The sequence below is a fragment of the Dokdonia ponticola genome (genome assembly GCF_042653865.1).
In the GTDB taxonomy this organism is placed as follows: Bacteria; Bacteroidota; Bacteroidia; order Flavobacteriales; family Flavobacteriaceae; genus Dokdonia; species Dokdonia ponticola.
Genome location: NZ_JBHSFV010000002.1, coordinates 289,305 through 310,628, shown reverse-complemented (window position 1 = coordinate 310,628; position 21,324 = coordinate 289,305). Strand labels below are relative to the sequence as shown.

Below are 21,324 nucleotides of genomic sequence, written 5' to 3'. Positions count from 1 at the left end.
ATTATTCATTTTTATTTAAAAATCAATTTTTATGATTCGTACATTATTTTGCAGCATCGTATTGCTATGTGTATTTTCGACACAAGCTCAAACCAACAAAAGAGTTAAAATTCAAAACATTACATCACAACAAATGATCGTACTCAGCGATGCTGGTATTGATTTGCATTGTGGTGTACATCAAGATGGGAATGATATCATATTGGAAGTGACTCCGTATGAACAGCAAATCATTCAATCATTATCCTTAACTCCCATGACCCTTGTAGAAGACCTTTCTACATTCTATGCAGAGAGAGCGCAAGCAGACATAGCGAATGCAACAGCCCAGCTATCTGTGATGAAATCTAGAACTCCTGAAGTTATACAGCAGCGCTCGAGTGTTGCTTCAGAAAGTATCTCAAATATAGGCCAGTATGCAGGCGAAAATGAGATTGATTGGATGGTACCACAAAACTTTAATCTAGGAAGTTATGCGGGTTCCTTAACTCTAGACGAGGCATTGGCAGAACTCGATGCTATGCGTAGTTTATACCCTAACCTTATCACAGCAAGAGCTGCGGCCGCTGTAGAGACCACTTTAGAAGGGCGCACCGTGTATTATGTAAAGATTTCTGACAATCCAGACATCGATGAAGATGAACCAGAAACCTTGTATAATTCATTGATTCATGCGCGTGAAATCTCAAGTTTAATGAATCAGCTTTATTATATGTGGTATTTGCTGGAAAACTATGATACTGATCCTGGGATCAAAAATCTAGTAGATAATCACGAATTGTACTTTATCCCTATACTGAATCCTGATGGGTATCAGTTTAATATTGATAACAATCCCAATGGAGGTGGTTTACAACGTAAAAATCGAAGAGTTACTAGCGGATGTGGTGGTGATAATGATGGTGTTGATCTGAACAGAAACAGTGGTTACTTCTGGAATAATGGAGGCGCCTCTTCCAATCCTTGTGCACAAGATTTTAGAGGAACAGGACCTTTTTCCGAACCAGAATCACGCATTGTTCGCGATTTTGTGTTATCTAGAGATTTTAAAGTCGCTCTCGACCACCACGCATTTAGCAATATTTTATATCACTCCTATTCTGGTTTAGGAGGGCCTACAGGAAGGGAGGACGAGTTCTCCCAATACGGTCATGACATGAGTTTTTACAATAGGTATGCCTATGGTGCCGTTACACAAACTGGACCTCCTGTTGCGAGTGGTAGTCATTTAGATTGGTTGTTGGGAGGTACTACTCCCGATGCAACGGGATCTACTGGGTCTGGTAAGAGCATTATAGGTTTTAGTCCTGAAAATGGAAGTAGTGCCGAAGGTGGTTTTTACCCTTCTCCTTCTAACATTTTACCCATTGCTCAACGAGCCATGCGTGTGAATTTACTCGCAGGATATTATAGTGGTAAATATGCAAAGTACAAAGACTTAACACCTTCTAATCTTGATACCATTGCAGGACAATTACGCATAGGTGTTGAATATCTAGGACAGACTTTATCCCCTATTACGCTTACTGTAACGCCTGTATCCAGTAACATTCTTAGCATCGGAGCATCACAAACAGTCAATCTTGCAAAGCTAGAACAAACCACACTAGATTTTTCATACACCCTTGACCCAGGAATACAGGTAAATGATGTCATTCAGTATGAAGTTACGTTAGCCAATGAAGATTATACGCTGTATCAAGCCGTTATTGAAAAACGATTCAGCCCAGCCGTCATTTTTGTAGATGATCCAGATACCACAGGGCTTAGCAATTGGCAAAACAATGGATGGGAAGTCACTACCGATGCTTTTTCAGGAGCTACCGCTATTACCAATGCTGTTGGGAGTTATGGTAATAATGTCATCGAAACACTCACCCTTGCTACTCCCATAGACCTATCATTATCTCAGGAGAGTGTCATTCAGTATTATGCTAAATGGGATATTGAGCGTGATTTTGATTTTGCACAACTAGAGGGTTCTATAGATGGAGGGAGCTCTTGGATTCCGTTGACAGGCAGATATACCAAACCAGGAAGTACTCCAGATACCAATCCCTACAGTCAAAAATCGAGTGCTAATGAGGCTCATCAACCTAATGGAGAGCCTTTATATGATGGGGATACGCTGGGTAAATGGTCTTTAGAAGAAATTGTCATTAACGCCAATGAAAACAGTATATTTCAAAATGTGCCTAACCTATTACTTCGGTTTGTGTTTGACTCCGATAGCACCAATCTTACTAGTGGATATACGACCACTTTTGACGGATTTACATTTGATGATTTTACCGTCATTTCCACCACCCCAATACCACTCGCAAATCAAACGATTACATTTCCTATAATTGCAGATCAGTCAACGACAGCGGCACCTATTGCCTTAAATGCTTCGGCGAGTTCAGGACTTCCCGTAAGCTATGCCATCATTTCTGGACCTGCCACCATCACAGGTGATGTACTTACCGTAGATGGCACGCAAGGAATTGTCACAGTAGAGGCTACACAAAACGGGAATAATGTTTTTAATGCAGCAACGCCAGTATCCGTTTCATTTAATGTACTCTTACCTGTATGTACTTCTGAAATTCCGCAAAATGTTTCGGTCAGTGCTATTACAGAAAATACGGCGACCGTACAATGGGACGTGGCGAACGGGAATGGATATGAAGTACGCTTTCGCGAAAGCGGAAACAACACCTTTCAAACAGTAACTACGACAACTCCTACGGTCATTTTGACAAACCTTACACCCGACACAATATATGAAGTTGAAGTGGTCACAACCTGTACTGACGGATCCATATCACCTCCTAGCACAAGTATCTTGTTTTCAACACAAATACCAGCTATTATCTATTGTGATGCTTCAAGTGGAAATGCCACTGAAGAATTTATCAGTAGGTTTGAATTTAATAGTATTAATAACCCTTCGGGAAGTCAAAACTACAGTGATTTCACAGCAATTTCAACAGGTATTGAAACGAACCAATCGTATGGTTTTACTATTGTACCTACGTGGGCAGGAACCGTTTTTTCCGAAGCGTATGCGATATGGATAGATTATAATCAAGATGGTGTATTTGACATAACTACAGAGCAAGTATTTACACAATCTCCAACAACGGCGTCAGTTATCACAGGGACTATTGCGATTCCAAACACGGCACTAGAAGGTGCTACTCGTTTACGTGTCATCATGCGCTATAATGCGATTCCAAATAGTTGTGGTGCGTATGATTTTGGAGAGGTAGAAGATTATACGGTTGTGATCACCGAAGGTACTCCTGATACAGAAGCGCCAAGCGCTCCTTTGAATCTCATTGCTTTTGATATCACTCAGATTGCAGCCACGCTATCTTGGGATGCAGCTACAGATAATGTTGGGGTGACTGATTATACAGTACTACAAGATGGAGTACCTATAGCAACCACCTTAGGCACCTCTTATACTGCTTTAGGGTTAACGCCAGCTACGATATATGAATTTGAGGTTGTAGCCAATGATCAAGCTGGGAATATATCCAACTCAAGTAATACTGTCCAACTACAAACGCTAGAAGCGACCAACGGATGCATTGAAGGAATCAGCGCATTACCCTATTTCCTTGGTTTTGAATCGGGTCTCGACAACTGGACTCAAAATACAGATGATGATATCAATTGGACCATAGACGCCAATGGCACTCCTTCGAATGGAACGGGACCAAGTACAGCTGCAGAAGGACAAAACTATATCTATACAGAGTCTTCTGGGAATACTATTGGATTCCCTAATAAACGTGCTATTTTGACGTCTCCTTGTATTGATTTGAATGGAAGTCTAGATGCTTATCTAAGCTTTCAATATCATATGTATGGCACGAGTAATAATCTAGGAACTCTAGCCGTAGAAGTAAGCCTTACTAATGGTGGAAGTTGGCTCACGATTTGGAGTCAAACAGGAAATCAAGGGGATCAATGGTTTACTAAAAACTTAAGCTTACTCCCTTATGTAGGGCGTCCTATTCTTTTGAGATTCAACAGCATTACAGGAACTGATTTCAGAAGTGATATAGCACTTGATGACATTCAGATTATTCAAGGATCAATTCCGCCTGTTGCCTCTTGTACAGGGGAAATTATCAACTATCCATACAGCGCCAGTTTTGAAACTAGTTTTGATAATTGGACGCAAAGCACTACTGATGATCTTAACTGGACACCTAGAACTGGCTCTACGCCGTCTAATAATACAGGACCTACTTCAGCCAGTGATGGTGATACCTATATTTATGTAGAAGCATCAGGTACTGGGTTTCCAAGTAAACAAGCAATTATTAATTCTCCTTGTTTTGACCTGACAGGAGTTAGCAACGCTACTTTCATTTTTGATTACCACATGTTTGGAAGTACTGATTTTGGGAGCATTGCCTTAGAGTCGAGTATTGATAATGGAGTTTCTTGGCAATCCTTATGGTTTCTTACTGGAAATCAAGGCAATCAATGGAATACACAAGTGATTGATCTTTCTCAATTTATAGGAAGTACCGTGCAATTACGATTTAATCGAATTACGGGAAGTACTTGGCAAGCAGATTTTGCGTTGGATCGTTTGGAATTAACTGCTGCTATAGCTTTTACTCCAAGCACAACGAGTAAATCTCAATTTAATGGTGTACCTACTAATTTTGATATTAGACTATACCCAAATCCTGTAGAAAATGGCACAGTGATTCAGATTCAGACAACAACATATCTAGATTTTGAAGTATATACACTAGAAGGTAAATTAGTTCAGAAAAGTACCACTCAAGAACGTTTTATAGAAACGCATAAATTAAGAGCTGGTATTTATTTTGTTCATTTTAAACAGCATGGTCGCATGATTTCCACCCAACGTTTTATAGTGAAGTAATTTTAACCCGCATTATGCATTAGAACTTCGTAATGAGGTTTAAAGAAGCAATAAAATATGGCGTTTTCTGAGTTTTAGCATAGCATCGCTATGGTTAAACTTAAAAAGGTAGTGTAACGGTATATTTTGAAGCTTATTTAAGTTGTAATAGATTTTCTAATGCATAATTCGGGTTTAAAAGCAGTAGAAAAACAAATAGGCTATCCAAATCTGGATAGCCTATTTAATTTATAACACAGAATACGCTTTAGACGTTCTAGGTTACATACTAATGAAACGTATAACGATAGCCTAGACCACCTCCAAAAAAAGTATCTCTATCTTCGTTAAAATCAGCTCCAATTTCTAAGCTAAAGGTTCCGTATTTTTGGGTAGGAAGTTTTGCTTGAAAGTAACTATATACAAAAGTGTCTTTGGGAGTTATAGGATCTCTATAAGAGCCCAAATTTTCAACATAAGTGAGTTTGAGCGTATAATCCAGTTTCCAGAAGGAACCCAAAACCCCTAAATGGTGAGCTTTTGTCCTATTGTTTATTATAAAATCTCCATCTTCATCTAAAGAATTAATCGTTATAAAAGGGAGGCCTATAGTTCTACCCTCATACGTCCATCCAGATAAGTAAGTTCCATTAATAAAATAGTTGTCCCCTCCACTTTGTTGCCCATCGTTTTGAACGGCTCTAGGTCTACCGCTTTGAGAAACAGTTTGAATATACTCATAGAGTACTCCTTTCATAAGTTTAGAATCATTACGATTTATTTGTAATCCCCATACACCATCTGGAAAGTTATTAAGCTCTATTCCTGAACGATCTTCAAATAATGTCTGGTAGTATACATCTATATCTAATGCGTTAGAGAGTTTTCTCTTGTAATTTATGGAGTAAGAACCCATATGATTACCTAGTACATTTACTTGATCACTGAAACTAGCTTCTTCTCCCCCTCCTCTACCAAAAAATATTTTTACAAAATCAGAAAAACCATCCGGCTGTTCTCCTCTTAAAGGAGAAGACCCCGCCCATTGTGCAACATGTTGTAAACCTATGCGTAATGAGCTTTGGCTATTAATGTCCCAGTTAAAAAAAAGATTTTTATAATGTACTCTTGCATTCTCTACAAAACGATCATCATTTAAAGAATAATGAGCAATAGCAGCATCAAATGAAAGATTTTTAACTATTTTGATTGGTGCTGCATTTTGAATTAAAAGTCCAGGTAAAGCTCTCGTATTTGATGAGAACAAAATATTACGACGAATAGAAGAAAGTTCATTCGTGTCGTCTGTAAAATCTTTTGATCCTAGTGTGATATTTATCCATTTATTTTTAAACATTGCATAAAGCTCTGCTCTTTGAATATTAGGGTCTATTCCGTCACGTGCCACACCAGACGCAAAAAAAGACAGACTGCTGTTGGGTGTTATTTCATAGTCTGCTTTCGCGAAAGCGTATACAAGACCATTTGTTTCTTGACTTAGGCGCCCATAGCGGTTAGTGTATGTCCAAAAAGGCAATTCTTCACTAGAAACATATCCAAATCCTTCTACTCCCCCTTCATATGTGATAGGAGCGTTTTCTTGTGAAAAGATTTTTAACGAAAGAATACATAAGAAGATGACAAAAATTTGAGGTTTTTTCATATTAAAAAATATCTTGATAAATATAAAGTGTTTTTAGAATATCGACTCTTTTAAATTTGGTTTATTTTTGTGGTATGCTAAATTTTTTCAAAAAGAAAACCGCGTTTATCGATATTTGGAGTGGAACACCTGAAATGCATTGTCATGTACTACCGGGAATAGATGATGGAGCAAAAGATGCTACTACAAGTATTGAGCTTATCAATACCTATAAATCATTGGGATGCACTCGAATTATTGCTACGCCTCACACAATGAGTGGCATTTATGACAATACTCCAAATAGTATTAAAGATTCTTATAATAGTATTAAAAATCAAATTGAAGGATTAAAACTAAGCTTTTCATCTGAATATATGTTGGATGAAAAATTTGATAGTTTATTGAGTAGCAATACAATTATCCCGTTATACGAAAATTATGTGCTTGTTGAGATGTCGTATTTTCAACCTCCAGAAAATATTAATGAAATTATTTTTAAAATAGGAACCTTAGGATATATTCCTGTACTTGCGCATCCTGAGCGCTATGCTTATTACCATAAGCAACCTGATATTTTCAAAGATTTTAAATCAAGAGGGTGTTTATTACAATTAAATGCACTTTCCCTTTCTGAACATTATGGGACATCCTCTCAAAAAGTAGCGCTCAAATTATTAAAAGATGGTTTATATGATTTTATAGGTATAGATACACATAAAGTAGACCATCTTACCAAAATAGAACATATGAAGATTAGTAATGCACATGTTTCTGCACTTCAAGAAGTGTGTGAAAAAACAAAGGGTACTTTTATATAATTTAGCAAGAAATGATAAAAAATCCTTGTATTTATAAATACAAGGATTTTTTTATGATATAAGATATATTAAGATTTTCCTATTCTTAATGCCCTTTTTAGACGTTTAAGCACACTAGGTTTTTCTTGACCATAACCATAACCATAGCCATATTTACTACCATATCCAAAATTGGTAATTTTTATTCCGTTAATAGCAAATGCAATATTTTTGAGCTTTCCTTCATCAAATAGCTCTTTAGGATACTGTAAAAGCTTTTTATCAGTATATCCAGCACGACAAACATATACGGTTGTATCTGCTAATTGACTTATTAGTAATGTATCCGTTACTAACAAAGTAGGAGCTGTATCTACAATAACATAGTCGTACTTGCTGCGAGCCTCTTCTATAATTTTTTCAAAACGATCGCTCATCAATAATTCTGCTGGATTTGGAGGAATCCTTCCAGATAGTATAATATCGAAGTCCTGACTATCTGCTTCTGGTTTATTAGTAATAGATTCAATTTCTACCGAAGAATCAAATAAGTACTCAGAAAGACCTATCGTCCATTCACTTTTATCTATATACCTATGAATTTGCGGGTTACGTATATCAGCTCCAATAAGCAGTACTGACTTACCTGTACTTCTTAATGTAATGGCAAGATTATAAGCAACAAAAGTCTTTCCTTCTCCCTTTATCGTAGAAGTAACAAAAATGACATTTCCGTTTTGTTTACTTTTAATAAAATATCCAAGATTTGTTCGTAGAATCCTAAATGCTTCTGCTAGTACAGACCTATCATTATCTTTTATTACATCACTTTCCTTACTTTCTATACTTGGTATTTCTCCTAAAATTGGTAATGTAGGAATCTCCTTCTCTAAATCGACTCTATTATGGATTTTAGTATCAAATAATAATTTGATGAAAATAATCCCAAATGGTATCAATAATCCCAATACAATAGATGATAAATAGATTATTCTAGGTTTAGGAGATACTGGATTTTTAGAACTATAAGCGCTATCGACTATTTTAGCTTTTGGGGCGGTAACAGCTAGAGAAATTGCAGTTTCTTCTCTTTTCTGGAGTAAGTATAAATATAATGATTCTTTTATAGTCTGTTGCCTTTCTATATCTCTAGAAGATTTAGCTATACTTGGAATTTGAGATATTTTCCCATTAATATTATTTTGCTGTTTTCTTAAATCCTTTTCTTCTATGATTAATGAAAGTATTGCTGTATCAAGGTTGTCCTCAATATTTTCTTTAAGTTGATCTATTTGATAAGAGACCTCTAAAACAAGTGGATTCTCATCGGTTGAGCTCCGAAGTAAACGTTGCCTTCTAAGAATGAGCTCATTATAACCTTCTACAGCTTGGACTATAGTTAGGTTCTCAATTCCTAAATTGGCTGGTAATAAGGTGTAGGGCTCACTGGATCTAAGATACTCAACCATAGAGCGCAATAACTCTATTTGAGTAGCCATAAAAACCTGTCTCTTGTTTATCTCATTTGAGTTCTCCAAAAAAAGTTGACCTTCAGCAGTAATATCAGTTATTTTGTTTTTTTCTTTAAAATCTACTTTATCTGATTCTACTGAATCTAATTCTTCAGTGATTATATTAAGTCTATTAGCAATAAATTCTGCGGTATTTTTTGAAACTAGATTCCTATCTTCTATTGCATCTTTGTTGTAAGCTTCAACTAATGCGTTAATTGTAGCTTCTGCTCTAATAATTTGAGGGGATGTAAGACTTAATTTTAGGATACTACTATTTTTACTGACAGATTGAATTTTAATACTATTTCGTAATCTGTTAACTGCATTTTCAGCATCACTAATATTTACTATAAAATTTACTTTATTTCCTGGCTCTTTGATATTTTGTTTAGCTACCAGTGCTATAGTTCCAAAACTAACATCAAAAGGCTCACCAAAGGAATACGTGTTACTAATTTCACTGTTCATTTGCTGAATTTCGAACTCACTATCTGACAGAACTTTAACTAGAAAACTTCCTGTTTCTTTTCTATTTTTATCTCCATACTTTGATAATATCTCTAAAGTGAATGGTGATCTCTCATAGAGTTCTGAAGTCTTAATATTACCTTCTTTGTAATAATGTATATTTGATTTTAAATTATTTACAACACTAGAGAGCAATCTTCTTGATCTTAGAATTTCAATCTCGTTTTCAAATTGAGATTTACTTAAGGATGACCCTGTCAATCCTAAGTCTTCAAAAACAGCTATTTCAGAGAGAGAAGCATTTTTATCGTCTTTAATAAGAATTGTAGCCTCGGTTATGTAATTATATGTACTATAACGTAATTTAAGGTACGCTAGTGAAATGCAAATTATAATTGATAATAAAAACCATGGCCAATATTGAAAATATTGTTTTAATTGCTCTTTTAATCGAGTATTCTCTTGTGAAGTATTAAAATTTTCTTTCATACAAACTTAAGGTTAGTTACGAGTTAAAATCGTTAATACAGAAATTATGATACCAGCCAATGATATATAAACACCCGTATTTCTATTGAAACTCGAACTTTGAATTTGAGCCCTGTTCGGAGATACAATGACTACGTCATTTTGTTGTAAGTAATAAAAAGGAGAATTAATTATTGATGCAGAGGTAATATCTAATTCCCCATAAGTTTTTAAACCATCCACCTCTCTTATCACCTTTACCTCATTTCTATTTCCAAAAATGGTCATGTCCCCAGACAATCCTAAAGCTTCTAGTATGGTTACTCGCTGATCATTTATAGGAAATGTACCTGCCCTCTGTACTTCGCCCAAAACTGTTACTTTGAAATTAACAATTCTGATGTTTACAATTGGATTTTTCACATACTTACTTACTAACTCTTTCATTTTTTCCGTGGCCTCATCAATAGTTAGACCCGATAGCTTAATACTCCCCATTTCAGGAAATTCAATAGTACCTTCTTTGCTAACTATATATGTCTGGGGCTGCTGCCCATTATTTTGAGTAGCGACACCATTAATAGGAGGTTTAGTAATTAAAGACTGGTTATACACTAAAACAGATTCTGGATTTAAGGCAGATACCTGTATGGTTAACAAATCATTTGATTTAATGGTAATGTTGTAGTTCGTATTAGTGGGATTATCTATTATCTGCTCTATATCCTGTAGATACAGTAGCTTTTTATTGGAAACACAAGAAGTAAATACTAGTGATATTGATAAGATGCAGAGGCTAAGTTTTATAAAAGAGTTCAAAGTATAAGTTTCTAAAAATTAATGTGCAAAAGTAGTCTTAAAAAGGCATATCAAGCAACCTTTTTGTAATCATCTTTATACTATTTTTGTTTCTCGACTTGAATGTCTAATATCTCATATTCAGAATTATTACTTTTAAATTCTGGAATCAATAGTTTGAGTTTTGCTACTGTTTTATTATTCATGTTTTCTTTTGCTGCAAGTACGATTGATTTAATAGATTCATTCACGAGATGATACTCTTTAGTTTCATCCTCGCTAATCATAATTTTATCGTGATGTGTAGGTAGTGTTTTACTCTTATCACTTAACAATTCTTCGTAAAGTTTTTCCCCAGGACGCAATCCTGTGATTTTGATATCTATATCCTCATTGGGAATATACCCAGCTAATTTTATCATCTTTTCTGCGAGATCCATGATTTTGACAGGTTCTCCCATGTCAAAGATAAAAATCTCTCCTCCTTTCCCCATTGATCCTGCTTCAAGTACAAGTTGGCATGCTTCAGGAATGGTCATAAAATAGCGAATAATATCTGGATGGGTGATCGTTACGGGACCACCAGCTTCTATTTGCTTTTTAAATAAAGGTACTACAGATCCATTTGACCCTAAAACATTACCAAAACGAGTTGTAATGAATTTAGTTACTTTTCTATTATCTGATACCAATTCCTTTTGCTCAAAGTATAATGACTGCACGTACATTTCTGCAGCCCTTTTGGAAGCCCCCATCACGTTACTCGGATTTACAGCTTTGTCTGTACTTACCATTACGAAGTGACCAACACCATATTCTGTAGCTAAATCAGCTATCAGTTTAGTTCCAAGTATATTGGTTTGAATAGCTTCTGAAGGATTATCTTCCATAAGCGGCACATGCTTGTAAGCTGCTGCATGATAGATCACATTTATTTTGTAGGTATCAAAAAGAACACGTAAACGTTTTTTATTGACAACATCACAAATCACATAAGAAACTGTTAGGTCTGGAAATTTATCTTTAAGTTCTATATGTAGCGCATGTAGTGGAGATTCAGCTTGATCGAGAATAATCAGTCTTTTAGGATTAAAGGTAGCTACTTGTCTTACAATTTCGCTTCCAATAGATCCTGCACCACCAGTTACTAAAATATTCTTATTACTTATTTGCGCTGCTTTATTCCTAGCATTGAGCACAATAGGCTCTCTGTTTAGTAAATCTTCTATTTGTAATGATTTTAGTTGGTCTGTAACAGTTGTATTTTCAGACCAGTTAATGACAAGTGGAGAATTATATACCTTTATATCATTTTCTAAACAATCCTTTACTAGTGCATACCGCTCTTCTGCGTTTAGTGTGTTTCCAGAAAATATAATAGCTTGTGCATCTAGTTTATGCGCAAGACTACTTATAGATGTGTTCATTTCTAGGACTGGTTTTCCTAGTATTCTCAAGCTTTTATTTTGTCTAGCTGAAGCAAAACCCTGAATCTTAAATCGTTGAGGATGTTCTATATCTAATGCTGCTGCAATAGATATGGCCCCATCATCTACACCAACAATAACAGCTGTTATGAGTTCTTCTTCTCTTTGAGCAACTTTAAAATATTCATAGAGTTGTTTTACTGCAAGTCTAAAAATAAATAACGCAGAAAAAGAAATAAATAAGAATACTATTAACCCTGTTGTAATAAAGATTTTTTCACCTGTTGCTGTAAGACTAACAAGATTAATAATTAGTAATGATAAAAAAGTAGATACAGATGCAAAAAATAACTTTAGGGCATCCATGTAGGAAGAATGCCTTATAAGACCTGCATATGTTTTAAATAATAATAGGAAAACAAAACTAACACCTACAAGAAGCCCAATTTGTTGTGAAACTTGTAATGTTTTGAGCGGAACAATATTAAGATCTCTAAGTAAGAAATAGGTTAAAAATAAACTAAAAGTGACTAATATTGTATCTATAAATAGAACAGCCCATCTTGGTAAATACCTAATGTTTCTAATATCCAACTTATTATCATCAGAAAATAAATTTTCAATAGCAGTTTGTAATTTACTTTTCATAAAAATTGATTGGCGTACTATATATCTATAAAGATAATACTTCAAAGATAACCTTTTCTATTCTTTGCCTATCTTCAGAAGTTAAATTAGACCCTGAAGGCAGACATAATCCGTTTTCAAACAGACGAAATGCAGTTTTTCCTCCATAAAAGGCACAGTTTTCGAACACAGGTTGCATATGCATGGGTTTCCACAAAGGTCTAGATTCGATGTTAGCTTTCGCGAAAGCGAGACGAATATCCTCTCTTGTCACCCCATTTGTTTTTGCTGGGTCGACTATAATTGCTGAAAGCCAATGATTACAATGAAAGTCTTCATTAGGTTCTGTAAATACCGTAACTCCATCAAAATCTTTGAAAAGTTCTTGATAGAATACATTCATATCTCTACGCAAATTGATATGCGCGTCCAATACTTCCATCTGCCCTCTCCCTATACCTGCTGAAATATTACTCAATCGATAATTATAGCCTATATGACTATGTTGATAATATGGTGCATCATCACGGGCTTGTGTAGCAAGAAAAATGGTATGCTGTTTTGCTTCTTCCGAAGGACAAACTAGCGCACCTCCTCCACTGGTTGTAATAATTTTATTCCCATTGAACGATAATACTCCATAACGACCAAAGGTTCCACAGTTTTTACCTTTGTAGGTAGATCCTAGCGCTTCTGCACTATCTTCTACAATTGGGATATCATATTTATCTGCTACCGCATGAACTTCATCTACGAGGTAAGGCATTCCATATAAGTGGACAGCTACAATGGCTTTAGGCTTTTTACCTTTAGCGATTCTATCTACAATCGCTTCTTCAAGAAAGATAGGCGAGATATTCCAAGTAGTCTCCTCACTATCTACAAAAACAGGCGTAGCTCCTAAATACGTAATTGGATTGGCACTTGCTGAAAATGTAAACGATTGACAAATTACTTCATCCCCTGCACTTACGCCACATTGTAATAATGCAAGGTGTAACGCAGCAGTCCCAGAACTCAAAACAGCCACAGGGACATTCCCTAAATACACACTTAAATCATTTTCAAAACCAGTCACATTAGGGCCTAATGGAGCAACCCAATTTGTATCAAAGGCAAGGTTTACATACTCTTGCTCAGTCCCTCCCATGTGGGGAGATGAGAGCCATATTTTATCATTATTCATTATTTGTATTCTTTTTAAGAATTCTTGCAGGGTTTCCTGCAACTACATCATTATCGGCTACATTTTTTAACACAACTGCACCCGCACCTATCATTACATTTTTACCTATAGAAAGATTAGGGAGTATAATGGCCCCTGCACCTATCTGACTTCCTTCACCTACTGTAACACCTCCTGTTACTATGGAGCCAGGAGAAACATGTACAAAATCACGTAAAACAACATCATGTTCAACAATAGATCCGCTATTAATAATACAATGAGCACCAATTTTTGCACATGCATTTACAATGGCATTCGCCATAATAACGGTACCATTACCAACGGTAACATCAGACCCTATAACCGATGTGTTATGAATTAATGCTTTTACATAGGTAGCATCAAGCTGTTTTACAATGGCTTTACGTATCTTATTATCACCGATCGCAATAACTACATCACGATATGTTTTAGCAACTGGCTTTTCTACAAGAAATCCTAAAACCTTAGTAATGGCTTCATTATCATCTAGAATCTGAGCAATCTTTTTTTGATTACTCTTAATGATATCAATCACCACTTTTGCATGTCCACTAGCGCCGTATACTGTAATCATACTTAATTAGTTCCGTTAAATGGTGTTGTTGTAGCAACACCTTCTGTATTAATATCTTCACTTAAAAAAACTTTTTTGACTGTCAGTAAAACAATTTTAAAGTCTAATAAAAAAGATTGATGATCTACATACCAAACATCTAATTCAAATTTCTTTTCCCAACTGATCGAATTTCTTCCATTTACCTGTGCCCAGCCTGTAATACCTGGCTTCACCTCATGTCTTCTTGCTTGTTCTGGGGAATATAACTTTAGATATGAGGGTAAAAGTGGCCTAGGACCTACTAGGCTCATATTTCCTATGATCACATTAAATAGTTGAGGGATTTCATCTAGAGACGTTTTACGTATCACACGCCCAATAGTTGTAAGTCTATCTGCGTCGGGAAGTAAATTCCCTTGTTGATCATGTGCATCTGTCATGGTTTTGAGTTTGACAATTTTAAAGATGCGTCCATTTTTACCTGGGCGTCGTTGTACAAAAAATGGAGTTCCTAAGTTTACTATGGTCAATCCAATAATAGCAAGTAGCAAAATGGGACTTACTACTATTAATACAATAACGGCTGTTATGATATCAAATAAAGGTTTAAAGAAATTTCTATACATATCTCTATATACGCTCTTGGTGCAAAGTAACGCTTCTATTCCTTAACGTGCAATGGTTTTCAAATGATTAACATACTGCTGTGCAAGTACTTCTCTATCAAAGTGTTTTTTTGCATACTCGTAGCCATTTTGTCCTTGTTTTACAAGGCTATAGGGGTCCTTAATGGTTTCTCTGAGTTTAGCCTCTATATCATCAATATTCTCTGGTTCTACATAGAGTCCACAATTTGCTTTTTCAACCAATTCTCTTGAAACACCATCTATCGCTAGAAAGACTGGTCGTTTGCACGACATATAATCAAAGGTTTTATTAGAATAAATAGTCTTAAACGTATCTACATTTTTAAGAACAGAAGCACCCATATCTGATGCGAGTATATATTTAAATACTTCGGCTTTTGGGACGGCATCTCTAAAGATAACATTAGCTAAACCACGTTTCTTTACTTCATCCTGTAATTCTTGCTTTTTCATTCCAGAACCTATCAATTGAAAAACAACAGGTGTGTCTTGTAATCGTTCGGCTGCATCCACGAGTTGTATCAAATGATTTGCAACACCGTGAGCTCCTACATACGTAATGACAAACTTTCCTTCTAATCCTAATTCTTTTTTAAATACAGTCGCATTAAAATCACTGTGTTGTATTTGCTCGGCAAGTGTAAAATCTGCTGCATTAGGGATAAATATGATTTTTTCTGCTGGAACTCCTTTTTCAATTAATTTAGTTCTGAAAGCAGGCGTTAACACATTGATGAGTTTGGCTTTTTTATAGATATAATTTTCAAACCAATATGCCATTTTGATGATGAGCTTATTTTTCAAAACGCCAGTATCAATAGCTGATTCTGGCCATAAATCTCTCACTTCAAATACAATAGGCAACCCCTTAAACAGCGATAATATCACTGCAGTAATTCCTACAAATAAAGGAGGTGAAGTCACTACAATCACATCATATTTCCCTTTCGTTTTAAACAAACCTGCATAGGTAGATGAGAATACAAATGAAAAATATCCCCAGAGTCTCCCCAAGAAGTTTGTATTGTAACTTTCTGATACATGACTCCGGATGATATCTACATTGTCATAAAACTGCTCATCTTTATAAAAATATTTTTTTTTATAACGTGCTGGTTTTTTTCCTGTTGTGTAACTCACCATCCCAGAAAGTACGGTAATTTTATGACCCAGCGAGCTCCATACTTTAGTCATCTCATTAAAACGAGAACCCCCTCCTTCATCTTTTTCAAGAAAATATTGATGTAATAAGAGTATACGCATAGCTATTGAAATCTCTTTATGTTGATGGTTGTTTTTAAAGTACCTGTTTGATCCTTAAAAGATAGTTGCAAAGATGGTATTTTAACTCCATAATAACTGGAATACCAAGCAGTATCTTTGATAGCTGTTACTACTTTTCCATGAGCATCTACCGCTGTGATATCAATAAATTCTTCCATTTTGGAGTCCAAATGCCAAAATTGCTCCATAGAATCCCCATTTTTTAACCCTACATGATCAACAACTTCCCATGTTAATTGATTCTTTGTTTTTTTAACTTGGCGCTTATGAGTGTATCCACCTAGGTGCTTGAATGCGTTTATATGTCCTTCAAAAAGGTAGGCCTCGCTTTTTTCTGAAAGTGTTGCTAACGCCTCTTTTATCCAATGATACCAGATAAACCGACTGCCCTTTAACATTTGGTTTTCACCGTTAATCATAACAGTATTGTGCCCTTTTGTTCCCATAAAAAAGTTGAGCTCTTCTTTGGAAGTGTTGTACAAATAACTGCCCGCATCTCGTAAACAATTAATGCCATTTACCCAAATATCAAGGTGTAAGTTATCTGCCTGTGCAGGTCTATCTTTATAAGTACCACATTTAATGAAAGTCTTTACATCTTGTTCTTGAATGATGTAGTATCCGCTTTCGCGAAAGCTAAACATACCCTCTCCTCTAGTGTTATCAACTTTAAGATCTTGTAGTCCGTACCAACCTTGACTTTCTGAAACCTCTCGGACAGTACCAAAAAGAACAGCTCTCAAATCATCTAGCTGTGACTGATAATTACGATAATCGTCATTGGTGAGTTTAAAAAATAATGCGCCATCATTAGAGCCATAATTAGGTAGTTGCTTAGACACTGGATCCTGAGATGCTTCTAAGAAGGCAAGAGATTTCTTTGCTTTATCATAAACGGTATCCTTAAAAGGATCTTGATGTAATTCTGATAACCGAATCCCCCACGTAAGTAATTGGACAGCGACACGGTGGTAATTCATTGAAAATTGAAGAAACGTACCGTCTTTATAAATCTGATAGTCAACTTCCTGTTCAAACCATTTTTTACCCGCTTTGCTCCATTTTTTGGTCTCTGGCATAAACGGAAATAGTAAACCAGAAAGGTAAAGCATTAAAGTTTCTGTAATTGCGTGGTTGTTACGCACCGCTATTCTAGAAAAGTTGATATTATGATATACATGGTGTAACTGCCAGTAGATGTTATTCATCAAAGCATCAAAACGCTCAGGAGTTAATGCTTTAGAATTCCTATAATAATATAAAGCAAATGTCCAATTAAGTATACGTAGGCTGATCTCTTGACTACATTTATAATTAGGCCCTAAGTTGATAGGGTTATGTTGTATAAAATCCTCTATTTCTGAGAATACAAAGCCAGCCTGATCTTCTTGATTGTGGTAATCATGTCGTATGATATCGTACAGATAGGAGAATCGTGCTTTTTCCCAAACATACTTGATATCTCCTGCTTCAGTAGAAAGATCTTGTATCTCTGACCAATGCTTGGTACTATCATATCTATAGCCTGTATCTGGATTTGTAATCCAATCATACTGGGTTCCTAATTCATATTTTTTACTACTGAAGAAGGTAAAGGTTCCGTTTTTGCTTTCGCGAAAGCGTGCCGCCAAGACATCATTCTTTTTAACAGGGACTGGAATATCATCCTTGCCATTAAAGAAAAAAGCAGGTGTTTTTGCGCGCCAATCTTCTAGAGAGATAAAGGTTTTAACATTTGGATGGGTAGGAAACTTCTTTTTATGGAACCCAAATTTTGAAGATACCATATACTGCACTCTAAAGGCAACATATCGTATCCCCATATTTTTAAATAGGTCAACTATCTGTTTGATTTTATTCAACATCAACCCAAGCGGCTTTTTTGAGACTTTCTATGGCAGCAAAAGAGGCTTTTGTAGTATTAATTAATTCATCAAAAGGAATAAGGGCCTCTCCTCCGTTATTGATTTGTTTTACTAAAAGTTCAAATTGGCTCTTATGTCCTTTATCCATTTTAGATTTCATTTTGGAGAATCCTTTAAAGCCATACCCTTTTAGATTTCGCCAGTTATCTAATACCAACGTACGCTCCTGAGAATAGACCTCTACACGTTCTTTTGAATAGGTTTTACTACCATTTGCAAAATAGTTAATGACTCCGTTAGAACCATCTGCATACTTCAATAAAAGGGTGGCATTATCTGTATTCTCTTCTGGGGCTTTTCCCATAGCATTCATACACACAGAAATGACTTTACTCCCTGTGAAATAGCTAATAAGATCAATGAAGTGACAGGCTTCGCCTATAATACGCCCTCCTCCTACATTTAGGTCATGTACCCATACATTTGCTGGAATCATTCCTGCATTCATGGTTGCGATCACGTGTATAGGTGTGTTTGAATTTCCTAACAACGATTTCATTTTTACAGCATACGGAGAGAATCGTCTATTAAAACCTACGGTTAAGGTACTATTTGCTTTATGGTAGGCTTCTGTAATGGCATCTAACTCTTCGATATTAAGTGCCAATGGTTTTTCAACAAATACGTTTTTATTTGCTTCTAATGATTTAATCACCATCGGAGCATGTAAATTATGTCGTGTTGTAATCGCGACTGTATTTACTGTTTTTTCTTTTAGCACTGCTTCATAATTCGTAGCACTATTTGTAATATCAAATTTCTTTGCGAGTGCAGTTCCTGAAACACCTCCAGAGCTTATGATATGAGATATATTGGCCTGAGTTCCTTTTAAGGCAGGAAGCATGGTCATTTTTGTAAAATTACCCGCTCCTACAATGGCTAGACCATTAGAACTCGACTCACTTTTACGTGCATCATTGACAACAATATCATTGGAGTAAACAGCATCTTTATAATTTAAAATAGAAGCAATTGATTTTGAGCTTCCAATTTCCCCATATATTTTAAGATAGTCTTCTAGGTCTATTACTTCTGTAATCAGTGGCTTTACATCAATATCGGATGCTTGGATTGCATTTAGGATGGTTTGAAAATTACGTTGCTCTGTCCATCGTACAAAAGGCAATGGATAATCTTGGCCTTTAGTTTCGTAATTATCATCATAACGTCCTGGCCCATAAGAGCAAGAAACTTTAAAAGTCAATTCTTTTTCATAAAAATCGGCTCTACTTATATCAAGACCTATCACTCCTACCAAGATAATACGACCTCTTTTGCGAGACATCTGTGCCGCTTGAGCAATCACATCATTGCTCTTCGTAGAGGCGGTGATAATCACACCATCTGCACCGATATTACCTGTAAGCTCTAATACTGATTTTACGGGGTCATCTCCTTTTCCAGGGTTGATGGTTTCAATACCCCATTGTTTGGCCATATCAAGCTTAGATTGATCAAAATCAATCCCAATGACCTTACACCCGTTAGCACGTAATAACTGCGCTGTCATCAGTCCGATAAGTCCCATTCCTGTCACCACAATCGTTTCTCCGATAGTTGGTTCACATAAACGTATGCCTTGTAATCCGATGCTACCTATCACTGTAAAAGAAGCCTCTTCATCAGAAACACCTTCTGGCACTAATGCAACTAGGTTTTTAGGAACCGATACAAACTCGGCATGCGGTCCGTTAGAAGCGACCTTATCCCCTACTTTAAATTCAGAGACTCCATTGCCCACAGCTTCTACAGTGCCTACATTACAATAGCCTAATGGTAACGGTTCGCCCAATTTATTGAAAACAGCTTCTAGGGTAGGCATTAAACCTTCTGTCTTGATTTTATCTAAAACTTGCTTTACTTTATCGGGTTGTTGTCGTGCTTTTGCAATCAAATTTGACTTACCAAATTCTACAAGCATACGCTCTGTTCCTAGAGAAACTAAACTCTTTGTAGTACGTATTAATACTTGACCACTTTTGACCTGTGGTGCTGGAACTTCTTCTAGTATGGTTTCTCCTGTTTTAAAGGATTGTATGATTTGTTTCATAAAAGTTTAAATATTTTATCCCACTCGCCTTTTGAATAGTCTTTCTTAGTGGCTTCTGTATTTATTTTTTGCAAAAATAATCTTTTAAAATCTTCTTCGTCTTTAAATAAAATCAAGTTTTCAGGTTTGTTAAATTGCTTGTGAAAATAAATTGCATAATCAGCTGCATACACAAAGGCTGGTTTACCCGTTTGAAGAAACTCAAAGATTGGTAATCCTACTGTTTCTGATTTTGATGGGAATACTAAAAAATCTACAATTTCATATAATTCAAATAAAACACTTCTATCCACCGTACCATGATGTACGATAGTATGTTCATTTTCAGTAGTGTTTGAAAGTAATGAATGAATTACAATATTGTTCTCGTCAAAGAAATCTATAAGGTTTCTAATTAGATCAATATTTTTATGTTGAGTATCATACGCTATAGGTAATAATCCCTTGTAGGAACTTTTACACTTTATCACTTCATCATGTATACTTTTATTAATTGAGGGCTGTGGCTCCAAAAAACCAGGCCAGACAGATATTGTGTTTTTTTTACTTATTTTGAATCTAGATTCAAAAATAGACTTAATATATTCTGATTGTAAAATGAACGTATTTCTTTTCAGAAAAGTCATGATTAGAAATCTATATATTTTCACTTTGATATCTGTATGTCCATCTTCGAGAGCCTTAAATTGATGAAAGTAGGTTACGCCCTTTAGAGGAGATAATATGTAATTAATATTTGAAAAACTTAGGATTTTACTCGGTTTATATTTTTTTACATATTTATAAATTCCAATCGTAGAAAAAAACAAAGTATTTAAACCAGATGTGTTTACATCAATTATTTTTATATGCTTTGGTAATTTTTCAAATTCAACTGAGGTTAATAATATGAAATTAAAGTTTATGTATGTGCTGGCCTCCTGAACAAAAGTTCTTAAAATTGTTTCTGCCCCTCCTGTTTTTGCTGCGCTTGCATTTACGATAATTGTCTTCAAAAATATTATTGTTTTTTTACCAAACGGTATTGTTAAA

The 21,324-nt window shown here is 35.5% G+C and carries 13 protein-coding genes; 2 read left to right on the top strand and 11 right to left on the bottom strand.

Annotation, left to right across the window (positions count from 1 at the left end; all coding sequences use genetic code 11):
* Nucleotides 1–31: 31 nt before the first annotated feature.
* A complete protein-coding gene (locus ACFO3O_RS05390; protein ID WP_379977529.1) occupies nt 32–4,897 on the top strand; it encodes a M14 family zinc carboxypeptidase in 4,866 nt (1,621 codons plus the stop codon).
* A gap of 268 nt (nt 4,898–5,165) precedes the next feature.
* Here ACFO3O_RS05390 and ACFO3O_RS05385 read toward each other — a convergent pair whose 3' ends face one another.
* A complete protein-coding gene (locus tag ACFO3O_RS05385; protein ID WP_379977528.1) occupies nt 5,166–6,539 on the bottom strand; it encodes a capsule assembly Wzi family protein in 1,374 nt (457 codons plus the stop codon).
* A gap of 74 nt (nt 6,540–6,613) precedes the next feature.
* Here ACFO3O_RS05385 and ACFO3O_RS05380 point away from each other — a divergent pair, with 74 nt between their 5' ends.
* Entirely contained in the window at nt 6,614–7,339 is a 726-nt protein-coding gene (locus ACFO3O_RS05380; protein WP_379977527.1) for a tyrosine-protein phosphatase, read from the top strand.
* A gap of 68 nt (nt 7,340–7,407) precedes the next feature.
* On the opposite strand, the gene ACFO3O_RS05375 is transcribed toward ACFO3O_RS05380, so the two are convergent.
* The 10 genes from ACFO3O_RS05375 to ACFO3O_RS05330 all read right to left on the bottom strand — a co-directional run bounded on the left by ACFO3O_RS05375 (nt 7,408) and on the right by ACFO3O_RS05330 (nt 21,287).
* The gene (locus ACFO3O_RS05375) at nt 7,408–9,789 is read right to left on the bottom strand and encodes a GumC family protein (protein ID WP_379977526.1); all 2,382 of its coding nucleotides are present in this window, start codon (nt 9,787–9,789) and stop codon (nt 7,408–7,410) included.
* 12 nt (nt 9,790–9,801) lie between these two features.
* Complete coding sequence (locus ACFO3O_RS05370; RefSeq protein WP_379977525.1) at nt 9,802–10,587, bottom strand: polysaccharide biosynthesis/export family protein; 786 nt, start codon at nt 10,585–10,587, stop codon at nt 9,802–9,804.
* A gap of 80 nt (nt 10,588–10,667) precedes the next feature.
* Nucleotides 10,668–12,641: a polysaccharide biosynthesis protein gene (locus tag ACFO3O_RS05365; protein ID WP_379977524.1), complete on the bottom strand. Its 1,974-nt coding sequence runs from the start codon at nt 12,639–12,641 to the stop codon at nt 10,668–10,670.
* A 25-nt stretch (nt 12,642–12,666) separates the two neighbouring features.
* Entirely contained in the window at nt 12,667–13,806 is a 1,140-nt protein-coding gene (locus ACFO3O_RS05360; RefSeq protein ID WP_379977523.1) for a DegT/DnrJ/EryC1/StrS family aminotransferase, read from the bottom strand.
* Nucleotides 13,799–14,404, bottom strand: coding sequence for an acetyltransferase (locus ACFO3O_RS05355; RefSeq protein WP_379977521.1), 606 nt, complete (start codon nt 14,402–14,404; stop codon nt 13,799–13,801). The genes ACFO3O_RS05360 and ACFO3O_RS05355 overlap by 8 nt, the downstream gene beginning before the upstream one ends.
* Before the next feature lie 2 nt (nt 14,405–14,406).
* Nucleotides 14,407–15,012, bottom strand: a complete 606-nt coding sequence (locus tag ACFO3O_RS05350; RefSeq protein ID WP_379977520.1) for a sugar transferase — start codon at nt 15,010–15,012, stop codon at nt 14,407–14,409.
* A gap of 42 nt (nt 15,013–15,054) precedes the next feature.
* Entirely contained in the window at nt 15,055–16,296 is a 1,242-nt protein-coding gene (locus ACFO3O_RS05345) for a glycosyltransferase family 4 protein (protein WP_379977519.1), read from the bottom strand.
* Nucleotides 16,297–16,298: 2 nt separating this feature from the next.
* Nucleotides 16,299–18,140 carry an alginate lyase family protein gene (locus tag ACFO3O_RS05340; protein ID WP_379977518.1) on the bottom strand — a complete coding sequence of 614 codons (1,842 nt, stop codon included), beginning with the start codon at nt 18,138–18,140 and terminating at the stop codon, nt 16,299–16,301.
* 31 nt (nt 18,141–18,171) lie between these two features.
* Nucleotides 18,172–20,292: a bi-domain-containing oxidoreductase gene (locus ACFO3O_RS05335; RefSeq protein WP_379977517.1), complete on the bottom strand. Its 2,121-nt coding sequence runs from the start codon at nt 20,290–20,292 to the stop codon at nt 18,172–18,174.
* Entirely contained in the window at nt 20,289–21,287 is a 999-nt protein-coding gene (locus ACFO3O_RS05330) for a glycosyltransferase family protein (RefSeq protein WP_379977516.1), read from the bottom strand. The genes ACFO3O_RS05335 and ACFO3O_RS05330 overlap by 4 nt, the downstream gene beginning before the upstream one ends.
* Nucleotides 21,288–21,324: the final 37 nt, after the last annotated feature.